Source organism: Marinimicrobium agarilyticum DSM 16975 (assembly GCF_000423345.1).
In the GTDB taxonomy this organism is placed as follows: Bacteria; Pseudomonadota; Gammaproteobacteria; order Pseudomonadales; family Cellvibrionaceae; genus Marinimicrobium; species Marinimicrobium agarilyticum.
Window position 1 is genome coordinate 363,889 of the sequence record NZ_AUHU01000003.1, and the last position, 13,031, is coordinate 376,919.

General features: G+C 58.1%; 10 protein-coding genes. 4 read left to right on the forward strand and 6 right to left on the reverse strand.

Annotation, left to right across the window (positions count from 1 at the left end):
• The first annotated feature begins 183 nt into the window (after positions 1-183).
• Both G547_RS0101635 and G547_RS0101640 read left to right on the forward strand, forming a co-directional pair.
• Positions 184-1,662, forward strand: coding sequence for a mannitol dehydrogenase family protein (locus tag G547_RS0101635; RefSeq protein WP_027328356.1), 1,479 nt, complete (start codon positions 184-186; stop codon positions 1,660-1,662).
• Positions 1,663-1,762: 100 nt separating this feature from the next.
• Positions 1,763-2,872, forward strand: coding sequence for a pectinesterase family protein (locus tag G547_RS0101640; RefSeq protein ID WP_027328357.1), 1,110 nt, complete (start codon positions 1,763-1,765; stop codon positions 2,870-2,872).
• A gap of 45 nt (positions 2,873-2,917) precedes the next feature.
• Here the strand turns inward: G547_RS0101640 and G547_RS0101645 are convergent, their stop codons facing one another.
• The 6 genes from G547_RS0101645 to glnA all read right to left on the reverse strand — a co-directional run bounded on the left by G547_RS0101645 (position 2,918) and on the right by glnA (position 10,684).
• Positions 2,918-4,012: a class I fructose-bisphosphate aldolase gene (locus G547_RS0101645; RefSeq protein WP_245573308.1), complete on the reverse strand. Its 1,095-nt coding sequence runs from the start codon at positions 4,010-4,012 to the stop codon at positions 2,918-2,920.
• Between the two features lie 124 nt (positions 4,013-4,136).
• On the reverse strand, positions 4,137-5,399 hold the full coding sequence (locus G547_RS0101650; protein ID WP_027328359.1) for a 6-phosphofructokinase: 1,263 nt from the start codon (positions 5,397-5,399) through the stop codon (positions 4,137-4,139).
• A gap of 394 nt (positions 5,400-5,793) precedes the next feature.
• Positions 5,794-7,215 carry a nitrogen regulation protein NR(I) gene (gene glnG / locus G547_RS0101660; protein ID WP_027328360.1) on the reverse strand — a complete coding sequence of 474 codons (1,422 nt, stop codon included), beginning with the start codon at positions 7,213-7,215 and terminating at the stop codon, positions 5,794-5,796.
• Entirely contained in the window at positions 7,202-8,275 is a 1,074-nt protein-coding gene (gene glnL, locus G547_RS0101665; protein WP_027328361.1) for a nitrogen regulation protein NR(II), read from the reverse strand. Before glnL ends, glnG begins: the two co-directional genes overlap by 14 nt.
• Positions 8,276-8,528: 253 nt before the next feature.
• On the reverse strand, positions 8,529-9,056 hold the full coding sequence (locus G547_RS0101670; RefSeq protein WP_027328362.1) for a DUF4124 domain-containing protein: 528 nt from the start codon (positions 9,054-9,056) through the stop codon (positions 8,529-8,531).
• A gap of 221 nt (positions 9,057-9,277) precedes the next feature.
• A complete protein-coding gene (glnA, locus tag G547_RS0101675; protein ID WP_027328363.1) occupies positions 9,278-10,684 on the reverse strand; it encodes a glutamate--ammonia ligase in 1,407 nt (468 codons plus the stop codon).
• Positions 10,685-11,037: 353 nt separating this feature from the next.
• Between glnA and thiI the strand changes: the two genes are divergently transcribed.
• Positions 11,038-12,495, forward strand: coding sequence for a tRNA uracil 4-sulfurtransferase ThiI (gene thiI / locus G547_RS0101680; RefSeq protein ID WP_027328364.1), 1,458 nt, complete (start codon positions 11,038-11,040; stop codon positions 12,493-12,495).
• Positions 12,496-12,517: 22 nt separating this feature from the next.
• Positions 12,518-12,976: a hypothetical protein gene (locus G547_RS0101685; protein ID WP_027328365.1), complete on the forward strand. Its 459-nt coding sequence runs from the start codon at positions 12,518-12,520 to the stop codon at positions 12,974-12,976.
• Positions 12,977-13,031 lie beyond the last annotated feature (55 nt).

Sequence of the window (13,031 nt, forward strand, 5' to 3'; positions counted from 1 at the left end):
GAAATTGGAAAGCCGCACGGGTGTCGTTGAGTTATTGTTGAGCGGCTGATGTCGGGTAATGAACAGAAAATATACCACCGTGGGAGTGTGATTGCCAATTGAGAGCCCGCTAGCATAAACCGGCGAACCGACCGGTGGCGGGCGTGAAACCAGTCAGTATCAACCGAACGAAAGAGTGATGTTATGAAGCGTTTAAGCAATGAGACCCTGAGCCAGTTACCGTCTGCGGTGCAGACACCGCGTTACGATCGGTCCGCTCTCAAAGCGGGTATTGTGCACCTGGGCATTGGTGCTTTCCACCGCGCCCACCAGGCTTTCTATACCGAAGCGGTGCTTAACCAGTTTGGTGGCGATTGGGGCATTATCGGGTGCAGCCTGCGCTCGGCCGGTGTGCGCGACCAACTGGTTCCCCAGGATGGCCTGTACACGCTGGTAGAGCGCTCCAGTGACAGCGAAAAGTTTCAGGTGATCGGCGCTGTCCGGGACGTAATGGTCGGGCCTCAGGACCCTGCCGCTCTGGTGGCGACCATGGCCGATCCGGCCATTAAAATCGTCTCGATGACGGTGACGGAAAAGGGTTACTGCCACGACCCTGCCACCGGGGACCTGAACCTGAACAACCCGGACATTCGTCATGACCTGAAAAACCTGCACGCGCCCAAGTCCGCCATTGGCTACCTGGCGGCGGCTCTTAAAGCCAGAATGGAAGCCGGCGTTGCAAGTTTCACCGCGTTGAGCTGTGACAACCTGCCAAACAACGGTCAGGTATTGGAGAAAGCGCTGCACCAGTTTGCCGAGCAGGTTTCTGCCGACTTTGCCCAGTGGGTCAAAGACAATACGACTTTCCCCTGTACGATGATCGACCGCATTGTGCCAGCGACCACCGAGGAGGATCGCATCCACGTTGAGAATACAATCGGTTTGAGGGATGAGGGGACCGTATTTACCGAGCCTTTCACTCAGTGGGTTATTGAAGACAACTTCGCCAACGGTCGTCCACAGTGGGAGGAGGTCGGAGCGCAGTTGGTCGATGAAGTGGAAGTGTTCGAGAAGATCAAACTGCGCCTTCTCAATGGAGCTCACTCCACCCTGGCCTATGCGGGTTACCTGGCGGGTTTCGACTATGTGAGTGAGGTGATGGCCGAGCCGGCTTTTGTCAAAATGGTGGAAACCTATCACGCTCGGGAGGCCGGTGAAACGGTCACTGCACCGGAAGGCTTTGATATCGAATTCTACAAAGAGCAGCTGCGCGACCGGTTCCGCAATAAGTCGCTCAAGCATCGCACCTGGCAGATCGCAATGGACGGGTCGCAGAAGTTACCGCAACGGTTGTTGCATACACTGCGCGAGCAGCTGAACGGCCCGGGACACATTGACATCATTACGCTCGGCGTTGCGGCGTGGATCCGCTACGTTTCCGGCGTGGATGAGAACGGACAGCCAATCGACGTGTCGGACCCCCTGGCTAAAACCTTGCGCGATGCCTGCGACTCTGCTGAGGGCGATCCCGCAGCGATAGTCAAGGCAGTGGTCGGAATCAAAGAGGTTTTTGGCTCCGACCTGTTGTCGGAACCCCGTTTCCTTGAAGCGACCACAGCTTGGCTTGAAGCCTTTTATGATAAGGGCGTATTGGCCACCGTGAGGCAGCACTTTGGCGGCTGACGGCGGGCAATTTACCCGCCTGTACGCTCCAGTAAGGCGGGGCCCAAATGGCCCTGCCCCGATACCCAAAAGAATAAAAATATTCTGGGAGATAAAGTAGATGAAAGCTTTCCTGTTATTTCTGGTGGTGTGGTCCGCTGTCGTACTTCCGGGTTGCGACGCCGCCGGTGATGAGTTTCATGCTGTGGTCGATGAGCAGGGCGAAACCGTTAACGGCCTTCCGGTTTTCACCTCCATTGAGGCGGCTCTCAAGGCCGCCCCAGCCGATAGAGAAAACCCCTACCGTATTCTGATCCGTGCGGGCGAGTATCGTGAGAAGCTATTGATCGACAAGCCCAATATTCACCTGGTCGGTGAGGGAATACATAAAACCCGAATTCACTACGATGATTATGCGGGCAAGCCCGATGGTGAAGGCGCAGAGCTGGGCACTTTTAGGAGCTTCGTGGTTAAAGTCACCAGTACCGATGTGCATTTTTATCACTTGAGCATTGAGAACCGCTTTGATTTTCCCGCTAACGATGCCCGAAGCAAGGAGGACCCCGCCAGGGTCAGCGGCAGCCAGGCGGTCGCCCTGCATCTGGATAAGGGCAGCGATCGGGTTCTGGCCAGAGACGTCCAGTTGCTCGGACACCAAGATACCCTCTACGCCAATGGCCACCGCGCCTGGTTTGACCAGAGCCGGATAGCCGGCAATGTGGACTTCATCTTTGGTGCGGGAAATGTGGTTTTCACCGATACAGAGATCGTCACGACCGCGAGAGGGAAAGTGCATGATACCCACGGGTATGTGACCGCTCCCTCTACGAATATCGACTTTGAATTTGGCTTCACGTTTATCAACTGCGACCTGACTCATGAGCCCTCAGTGCCGGAGGATAGCGTGTCATTGGGTCGCCCCTGGCACCCCACCACCACTTTCCCCGACGGCCGTTATGCCAACCCGGACGCGATTGGTAAGTCGGTTTTTATCGGCTGCCGGATGGCGGCCCACATCAAAGAATCCGGTTGGTCTAAAATGGGGGGGACGGCCCCAAACGGCAAGCGCATCTACTTCTATCCAGAAGATTCGCGCTTTTTCGAATACGGCAGTGAGGGGCCGGGTGCCCACCGGAATGAAAGCCGCCGACGCCTGAGCGGTACAGAAGTAAAGCAGTACACGCTCGATCGCATACTCGGTGACTGGGATCCACAAAAAAACGGATCATAAAAAAACCGGGCTCAGGCCCGGTTTTTGTTTCCGTGATGTTGTCCATCAGGCGATGGTGATATCCCGGTCCAGGTAAACATCCTGAATGGCCTGCAACAGTTCTATGCCATCCCCCATTGGGCGCTGAAAGGCTTTTCGTCCGGAGATCAACCCCATACCGCCGGCGCGCTTGTTGATGACCGCGGTGCGCACCGCCTGTGACAGGTCGCCGCTGCCATTGGAAGCGCCGCCGGAGTTGATGAGTCCGATGCGCCCCATATAGCAGTTTGCCACCTGGTAACGTACCAGGTCGATGGGATGGTCGCTGCTCAGGTCGCTGTACACTTTCGGATGGGTCTTGCCCACCTTGACCGCGTTAAAGCCGCCGTTGTTCTCCGCCATTTTCTGTTTGATGATATCGGCCTTGATGGTCACGCCCAAGTGGTTCGCCTGGCCGGTCAGGTCGGCCGAAGTATGGTAGTCCACACCCTCCTGTTTGAAGTCACTGTTGCGCAAGTAGGTCCAGAGGATGGTGACCATGCCCAGTTCATGGGCCTGTTCAAAAGCAGCACTGATCTCCTGCAGTTGGCGACGCGAGTTTTCCGAACCGAAGTAAATCGTAGCGCCTATGGCCACAGCACCCATGTCGTGGGCCTGTTTGACCTGGCCGAACAGCGTCTGGTCATAGCTGGTGGGGTAGACCAGAGCATCGTTGTGGTTGAGCTTCACCACGAAGGGAATTTTATGGGCGTACTGCCGGGCGACCGAGCCCAGCGCTCCCATGGTTGATGCCACAGCGTTGCAGCCCCCTTCGATCGCCAGTTCGACAATATTCTTCGGATCGAAGTAGAGCGGGTTCGGGGCGAATGAGGCTCCAGCCGAGTGCTCGATACCCTGGTCTACGGGCAGCATGGACAGGTAGCCAGTGCCGCCAAGGCGGCCATGGTTGAGCAGCTGTTGGTAGCTTCTTAACACTGGAATGGGACGATCGGTCTGGCTCAGGGTGTTGCCGACGTAGTCGGCACCGGGCAGAGTGAGTTGTTCGGATGCGATTTTCTCACAGCGGTGAGCCAGCAGACTGTCCGCTTCCTCACCGAGCAGTTGGGCGATGTCTTTCATATCTCTTGTCTCTCTCAGTTGATTGATAATGCGCATTGACATGCGTCTATCGTTTTGGCCACCGACGAAAGCCGGTAGCGTCTCCCTCTCCATCATGGTTGCGGTCGGTGGGGAATGCTCTCACCCATTCCCTTTGATCGCCGACAGTAACCATCATGTCTTTTGACTACAGCTCGTTAAATACTGGGCACTTTTTGGGAATAATGGCTTTGTCCAGCACCCGATAGTCCGGCAGGCCGTTGCGGTAGGGCGGATAGGCTTCCCCCTCAATCAGCGGCAACAGATAGCGGCGCGCCGCGTCGGTGATTTCAAAACCGTTGTCGCTGATATAGTGCCGGGGCAGGGTGCGTTCGACGTTGGCGACCTGAGCCAGTGGCGCGCGGTCGATGTGCCAGCGATAGGGGCTGTCGGCCTCGCGAACAATGACGGGCATGACCGCATTCTCGCCCTCCACCGCAAAGCGAACGGCGGCGCGGCCCAGCTCGAAGGCCTGGTCGACGTCGGTTTTCGAGGCGATGTGGCGAGCCGAGCGCTGCAGGTAATCGCATACCGCCCAATGGCATTTGTAACCGCCATGTTTTTTGATTTTGTCGACAATCACCGGCGCTACGCCGCCGAGCTGGGCGTGGCCGAACGCGTCGGTGTTTCCCGCGCTGGAGAGGAATTCCCCTTCGGCATCTTTGGCACCTTCAGAAACGGCAATCATGCAGAAACCTCGTTCCTGAACGGCGCGATCCACGGCCGCCAGAAAGCGGGGTTCGTCCAGGGGAATTTCCGGAAACAGAATAATGTCGGGTCCGAGTCCGCGCTCGTCGCGAGCCAGACCGGCCGAGGCCGCGACCCAACCGGCGTGGCGACCCATCACTTCCATCACAAACACTTTGGTCGAGGTGCGCTGCATGGACGCCACGTCAAAGGAGGCCTCCAGCATGGACACCGCCGTGTACTTGGCCACGGAGCCAAAACCGGGGCAGCAATCGGTGACCGGAAGATCGTTGTCCATGGTTTTGGGTACGCCGATGCAGGTGATGGGGAAGCCCATTTTCTCCGACAGCTGGGAGACCTTGTGCGCCGTGTCCTGTGAATCGCCACCACCATTATAAAAAAAGTAACGGATGTCGTGGGCTTTGAACACTTCAATCAGACGTTCGTACTGCGCGCGGTGCTCGGTCAGGGACTTGAGTTTGTAACGGCAGGAACCGAAAGCGCCCGCGGGTGTATGTAGCAGGGCGGCAATGCTTTCTTCCGACTCGGCACCGATGTCGATCAGCTCTTCGGTGAGCGCCCCCAGAATGCCGTCGCGTCCGGCATAGAGGGTGCCGATGGTTTCGGGATGAGTTTTGGCCTCGGCAATAACACCGGCCGCCGACGCGTTGATCACGGCGGTGACACCGCCGGACTGAGCGTAAAAAGCGTTGTGTGACACAATACGTTCCTTTGGTTGATAAACGGCCGAACATCGGGCCGTAGTCTCTCGTCTCTCTCGTTATTTGGGCTCGTTTTTTTTGGCTTTCTTCTTTGCGTTTCCAACGCTTTTGTATGACAGAAAGACGCGCCGTCTTTGTGCGCGTTGCTCTATTCTGATGAGCCCGTATCGCTTGGTATTGAACCCGTTATGGTCGGGTTTTTCAGTCACATTGCCGATGAATTGATTGTTTTTGTGGTGGGGGATTTTTATTAGGGGGAACGAATTCTAGCACAGGCGAGCCTCCTTGCAATGCCTGTTTTTGATTCTTTTACCGTAACCGTTACCGACCGAGGTTGACGGAAAAGCGGAACGCGATGAGCGTCGTTTACAGTTGTATGATATTTCCCACGGTTTTTTACTCGACCTCTTCGGCGCCATTCATATCCAGCTCTTTGAGCTTGCGTGTCAAGGTATTGCGGCCCCATCCCAGAAGGTTGGCCGCGTCGCGTTTGCGCCCGGCGGTGTACTTGAGAGCGGTTTCAATCAAGGCCCGTTCGAATGTCGGCACGGCTTCGCTCAATAGTTGGTGGTGACCTCGGGCGAGCGCCTGATCGGCCCAATGACGTAGGGCTTTTTCCCAGTCGTCGGCCGGGGCGTTGTCTTCTTTGTTGCTGAGTAGCTCCGGTGGTAGATCTTCAATGTGAACTTCCCGGCCCGAGGCCATCACGGTAATCCAGCGACAGGTGTTTTCCAGTTGCCGTACGTTACCGGGCCAGGACATGGAGCAGAAAAATTCTTCGGTTTCAGGCAGCAGGATTTTGGTGTCCACATCCAGTTCACCGGCGGCTTTTTGCAAGAAGAACTTGGCGAGCTTGGGGATGTCCTCCCGGCGATCCGCCAGCTTTGGAATGTGAATTCGAATCACATTCAGCCGGTGGAACAGGTCCTCGCGGAAACGGCCGTCGTTCACCAGCGCCTCCAGGTTCTGGTGGGTGGCGGCGATGATACGCACGTCCACCTTGACCGGCGTGTGTCCGCCCACACGGTAAAATTCACCGTCGGCTAGCACGCGTAGCAATCGGGTCTGGGTTTCGGCGGGCATGTCCCCGATTTCGTCCAGGAACAGGGTGCCGCCGTTGGCCTGCTCGAAGCGCCCCTGGCGTTGTGCGGCCGCCCCGGTGAAGGCGCCTTTTTCGTGACCGAACAGTTCGGACTCCATCAGATCTTTGGGAATGGCGGCCATGTTCAATGCGATAAAGGGCTGTTCCCGACGGGGGCTGTGGCGGTGCAGGGCGTGGGCCACCAATTCTTTACCGGTGCCGGACTGCCCGTTAATCAGGACTGTAATGTTGGATTGGGATAAGCGACCAATGGCCCGGAACACTTCCTGCATCGCCGGCGCTTCACCAATGATTTCGGTGTTGACCTCCACCGCCTCGGCGGCATCGCCCTCGCTCTTCTGCTCTTGGGCGTGGGCCAGGGCCCGCTGGGTGACAGCGACCGCCTCATCGACATCGAAGGGCTTGGGCAGGTACTCGAAGGCGCCTCCCTGGTAAGCGGCGACCGCACTGTCCAGGTCGGAGTGGGCGGTCATGATGATGATCGGGATTTCCGGGTGTTGGGCGTGCAGGTCCTTGAGCAGGGCCAGCCCGTCAATACCGGGCATGCGAATGTCGCTGATGATGGCATCCGGGATGTCCCGTCCGAGTTGCCCGACGGCACTGTCGCCGGACTCGAACGTGCGGGCTTCGATGCCGGCTCCCTGCAGGGCTTTTTCGAGCACCCAACGGATGGATCGGTCATCGTCGATTATCCAGACTCGGTTAGACTTCTGCATGTTGTGCTTCCATTGGTAGATAGAGTGAAAAGCGGGTCTGCCCCGGCTCACTGTCGCATTCGATCAACCCCTGGTGCTGATGGACCAGGTGTTGGGAGATGGTCAGCCCGAGGCCAGTGCCCTCGGCGCGACCGGAAATCATGGGGTAGAAAATGTTTTTGACAATGTCTTCGGGAATGCCGGGGCCGTTGTCGAGAATGTCGATCCGGCACACCAGAGGGTGGTGCAGTCGGCCGATGGTATAGCGCCGTTGGATACGGGTGATCAACCGAAGCTCGGGGTTGGCGGTGCCGTGCTCCTGAAGGGCCTGCATGGCATTGCGGGCGATATTCAGGAAGGCCTGAATCAGTTGTTCCTTGTCGGCTTCCAGGTCCGGAATGCTGGGGTCGTAATCCCGGCGAATCTGGATGCCGCCGCTGCTTTCGGCCTTGATGATGGTTGCCACACGCTCCAGCACCTCGTGGATGTTCAGCGCTTGGCGCTGGGGCAACTGGTTCGGCCCGAGCATCCGGTCGACCAGGTTGCGCAGCCGGTCCGCCTCGTCGATGATGACGCCGGTGTACTCCTGCAGATCGCTGCCCGGCAGCTCCCGCGCCAGCAGCTGGGCGGCGCCACGAATGCCCCCGAGGGGGTTCTTGATCTCGTGGGCCATGCCGCGGACCAGGTTGCGGGTGGTTTCCTGGGAGGAGGTCAGCATTTCCTCGCGGCTGATTTTAAGCAGGCGGTCGATGGGTTGAATTTCAATCACCAGTCCGCCCTCGTCGCCAAAAGGGGTGACGGTGTAGTCCACGGTGATCTGACCGCCGGTCAGTAACTGCCATTCGGCGTGGCGCTTGGTGTAATGGTTGGACTGCTCGGCGGCGGTCAACAGCTGTTGAGTGGTGTCGGTGGATTCGTAGAAAAAATGGGTCAGGGGCTCGCCCATGGTGCGCTCGCAACTGACCGCCAGCAGAGCTTCCGCGGAGGGATTCATATGGCGCAGTCGCAGTTCTCCGTCCACCAGGATGATAGCGGTGCTCAGGCTGTCGAGCAGCGGTTTATGGAGTTCTCCGGTGTTCACTCAGTGGGGCTCCCGATTCAACGTGAAAGAAGGATGGCCAGCGGATCGCATGCACCGCCTTGGAACACACCCTTATGAGCTGGTCTATGCAAAAAGCAATCCAACTAAAGAGGGCGCGGAGCGCCCATTATTGGGCGCCTTCAGAGGAGAGTGTAGGGGAGATTTTCTGGAATCGCACCAAAATGGTGCTAGTGGCGTCGGCAGTCGCGCACGGCGCCTTTAAACGGTGCGTCAGGGTGTTGCGCGCCACCGTTCAATTCAGTTTTGACGGGCGGTGCACATAAATGGTGATTGTCTCGGTTTCCCGCAGCATGTTGCCATTCTCATCAATGATCATTCCGCGAATCTGATGCTCGCCGCGGAAGATTTCCTCGACCACATATTGGTTCGAGCGGGTTTCCGCCAGCAGCTCGCCGTCCAGGTAAAACGCAAAGGCATGCCCGGCAGCCAGGCCCGGGTTGGCGTTGAGCACAATGGGCAAGTCCCGCTGGCCCGGGTTCACATGGGACTCCGGGGCGGGGCTGGCCAGGCTGAGCTCATAATCGATGGCGCTCTGCTCCTGGTCGTCGCCCCCGTTTCGGTTGCGGTAGGCGGGGCCCGGTTGCTGTTCGGGCAGGGTGTTCACGGGGGGCAGGGTTTCGGCGCTCTCGGGTTGGGCACCATTGGGCGGACGGTCCGAATAGGAGACGTTCCCGTCCTCATCCACGCTCTTGTAGATGGCCTGCCCGAGCGTTGGAGAGGCAAGCAGTGACAGCAGGGTACCAATAAGAATAGGGCGCATAGTCAATTCTCAATAGGGCTTTTCCAGAGTGTAATCCCTGCCACTGAAAAAACAAAAGCCCGCTCGGTTTCCCGGGCGGGCTTTTGGTCGGTTGCCGGCACAAGACCGGCTCCGCCTTTAGCGGCTAGCTCCTACCCCCGCTTTTGACAACTAGTGCCTGCGGTGGCTTTTAGCAACTAGCGTCTGCGGCGGTTTTTAACAACGAGTGCCTACAGCGGTTCTTAACAACTATAGTACAGCTCGAACTCGACCGGGTGCGGAGTCATGTTCAGACGCTCGATTTCTTCGCGCTTCAGTTCGATATACGCGTCGATCACATCGTCGGTGAACACGCCGCCTTCCTTCAGGAAGTCGCGGTCCGCATCCAGTGCGTCCAGCGCCATTTCCAGGCTGGAAGCCACGGTCGGGATGTTCTTGCCTTCTTCCGGCGGCAGATCGTACAGGTTCTTGTCCGCCGCATCGCCCGGGTGGATTTTGTTTTGCACGCCGTCCAGGCCAGCCATGAGCAGAGCGGCAAAGCTCAGGTAGGGGTTGGCGGTCGGGTCCGGGAAGCGGGTCTCGATACGACGGGCTTTGTCGCTGGAGACGTAAGGAATCCGGATGGAAGCAGAGCGGTTGCGGGCGGAGTAAGCCAGCATGACCGGGGCTTCAAAGCCGGGCACCAGACGCTTGTAGGAGTTGGTGGACGCATTACAGAAGGCGTTCAGGGCACGGGCGTGCTTGATGATACCGCCGATGTAGTACAGAGCGGTTTCGCTCATGCCGGCATAGCCGTCGCCTGCAAACTGGTTCTTGCCGTCTTTGGAGAACGACTGGTGCACGTGCATACCGGAACCGTTATCACCGATCAGCGGCTTGGGCATGAAGGTGGCGGTCTGGCCGAAAGCGTGGGCCACGTTGTGCACGCAGTACTTCAGAATCTGGACTTCGTCGGCCTTTTTCACCAGAGTGTTGGCGCCAACGCCAATTTCACACTGACCGGCGGTGGCCACTTCGTGGTGGTGTACTTCGATGACCAGGCCCATGGCTTCCATGGCGTCACACATGGCGCCACGCAGGTCGTTCAGAGAGTCGACCGGGGGAACCGGGAAGTAACCGCCCTTCACGCCCGGACGGTGGCCGGTGTTGCTGCCGTCATAGCTTTCGCTTGAGGACCAGGCCGCTTCTTCGGAGTTGATCTTGTAGAAGGCGCCACCCATGGAGGCGGCCCACTGAACGCTGTCAAAAACGAAGAACTCGGGTTCCGGGCCAAACAGAGCGGTATCGCCCAGACCGGTGGACTTCAGATATTCTTCGGCGCGCAGGCCGATGGAGCGCGGGTCGCGATCGTAGCCCTGCATGGTGGTCGGCTCGACGATGTTGCAGCGAATGATCACGGTCGGGCTGTCGGAGAACGGGTCCATCACGGCGGTTTCGTCGTCCGGCATCAAAATCATGTCGGAATCGTTGATGCCTTTCCAGCCATTGATGGAAGAGCCGTCAAACATTTTGCCTTCTTCAAAGAAGTCCTCGTCCAGATCGCCGGCCGGGATGGTGACGTGCTGCTCTTTACCGCGGGTATCGGTAAAGCGCATGTCGACCCAGCGTGCTTCGTGCTCTTTGATCATGTCCAGTGTTTTTTTAGACATTGAATGCCTCCAATTGGTAATAGCCCCACGGGCTACGGATAAGAAAACCGGTGCATTAAACCTTGTTTTAACGCCGTCGGCTACATCGGCATCGGCTTGTGCGCGTGTCGCCAGCGTTTGTGTGCAAAAAGAGGGCAAGATGTATGCCATTTTGTGCAGGGGCCGCCGGTCGGTGCTTTAAAGGGCGCAGGGTGAGGAGGGTGCACCAAATTGGTCTTTTCCCCGCTCTAATATGGTGCACGCAAAGTCGGTTTTGCACTTAATTGGTGCGTCCATGTTTTTGTTTGCGATTGCCGCTTGTTCTATAATGCGCGCCTTTTCTCGCAAGCCGAATTTGCTAACAGTAGGCGCACATGCATTTTATCGTCAAGGTCTTTCCCGAAATCATCATCAAAAGCCCACCGGTGCGCAAACGCTTTATCAAGCAGTTGCGCGATAATCTGCGCCGGTTGCTACAGCCTCTGTCGGAGGACATTCACGTCAAGCGCGACTGGGAAAAGGTCGAAGTGCAGGCGCCCAATGGCGATGAGGTGTTGACCCGGCAGGTGGCGGACGTGCTGGCCCGAACCCCCGGTATCGACGCCTACGCGCTGGTACAGGCTTATCCGTTGGGCGATCTGGACGACATACTGGCCAAGGCTCGGGCGCACTGGTCCGAAGCGCTGGCCGGCAAGACCTTCTGTGTCCGGGTGAAGCGCAGCGGCAAGCACGACTTCAGCTCCACCGATGTGGAGCGTTACGTCGGCGGCGGCCTGCTGCAACAGACCGAGGCGGCGGGCGTAAACCTGCGCAAACCGGACATTACCGTCAGGCTTGAGGTCAAGCGCCAGTGGCTTTACGTGGTGGCCCGCCAGGAGCGGGGGCTGGGTGGGTACCCTCTGGGCGCCCAGAACGACGCCGTCTTGTCACTGGTCTCTGGTGGCTTTGATTCCATCGTGGCGAGCTACCTGACCATGAAGCGTGGCATGCGCACGCACTTCTGTTTCTTCAGTTTGGGCGGGCACGCCCACGAAATGGCGGTGAAAGAGGTCTCCTACTACCTCTGGCACAAGTATGGAGCGTCTCACAACGTCCAGTTCGTGACTGTGCCGTTCGAGGGCGTGGTGGCCGAGATTCTGGAGAAGGTGGACAACGCCTACATGGGAGTGATCCTGAAGCGGATGATGCTCAGGGCGGCCAGTCGTGTAGCCGAAGAACTGAACCTTCAGGCTCTGGTGAACGGAGAGAGTGTGGCCCAGGTGTCGAGTCAGACCATTCCCAACCTCAATGCCATCGATCGGGCCACTGACACGCTGGTGTTGCGCCCGCTGGTGACCATGGACAAGCGGGATATCATCCAGCTCTCCCGGCACATCGGTACTGAAACCTATTCCGCCAATGTGCCCGAGTATTGTGGCGTGATTTCGGTCAAACCCACCACGGCGGCCAAGCTGTACCGGGTGGAGGCGGAAGAGGAGCGTTTTGATTCGGGTGTGCTCGATCAGGCGATTGCCGAGCGGCGTGTGACGCCAATCCACCATCTGGTAGACGCCGGTGAGCCGGAGCTGGAAGTGCCGATCGAAACCGAACTGAGCGAAGGGGCGGTGGTGATTGATATCCGTCACCCGGATGAAATTGCGCTCAAGCCTCTGGCTTTGCCAGAGCAAAGTCTGCTACAAATACCCTTTTTCAGGCTGAACACGCAGTACCCGAGTCTCGATGAATCCCGCCAGTACCTGTTGTACTGTGAAAAGGGGGTAATGAGCCAGCTGCACGCGGCTCACCTGAGCGATGCCGGGTATCGCAATATCGGTGTATACCGCCCGGTGTGATGCCGATTTGAAGGAGAAGGTCATGTCCCGCGAACCCTCCGCTGGCCAGAAATGGGGGCTGTTTGGCGTCTCGTTGCTGGTGGTGCTATTGTCAGTGGGGTCCACCCTGTACGTGAGCGGCATCCCGGCGGGTTTTTGGGGCAGTGATGATCCCGAGCCGGAGGCCCGTTACAAGCACATCACCCTCACTGACGCCGAAATGGCCTGCACCGCCAGGGCTCGCGAGGTGTTCGGGCCCCGCATGAAGCGCCTGCGGGTTGATCGCTTCTCCAGCCGTCTGGATAAGGCTGACGAACTGTTCAAGGTGTTTATGGAGGCGGATATCTACCCCAACGAGACTCGCGAAGGCGTGGCGCGGGACACCTTTATCAACTGCTTCACGGCCACCGATGCGCCCGAGATCGAGCTGTTCCAGTATGCCAAGGACGGTGAGCAATTCATTGCCCCGGGCGAGGAAGAGAAAGGCATGTTCGGGCTGTAACACTGAGTGGGGCGAGGCTCCAGTACGGGGCGTCGCCACCTGAAAAGCCAATCTC

Coding starts and splice junctions, on each gene's coding strand:
- G547_RS0101635 (WP_027328356.1), top strand. CDS start 184: ATGAAGCGTTTAAGCAATGAGACCCTGAGCCAGTTACCGTCTGCGGTG.
- G547_RS0101640 (WP_027328357.1), top strand. CDS start 1,763: ATGAAAGCTTTCCTGTTATTTCTGGTGGTGTGGTCCGCTGTCGTACTT.
- G547_RS0101645 (WP_245573308.1), bottom strand. CDS start 4,012: ATGTCAATGCGCATTATCAATCAACTGAGAGAGACAAGAGATATGAAA.
- glnG (WP_027328360.1), bottom strand. CDS start 7,215: ATGCAGAAGTCTAACCGAGTCTGGATAATCGACGATGACCGATCCATC.
- G547_RS0101670 (WP_027328362.1), bottom strand. CDS start 9,056: ATGCGCCCTATTCTTATTGGTACCCTGCTGTCACTGCTTGCCTCTCCA.
- glnA (WP_027328363.1), bottom strand. CDS start 10,684: ATGTCTAAAAAAACACTGGACATGATCAAAGAGCACGAAGCACGCTGG.
- thiI (WP_027328364.1), top strand. CDS start 11,038: ATGCATTTTATCGTCAAGGTCTTTCCCGAAATCATCATCAAAAGCCCA.
- G547_RS0101685 (WP_027328365.1), top strand. CDS start 12,518: ATGTCCCGCGAACCCTCCGCTGGCCAGAAATGGGGGCTGTTTGGCGTC.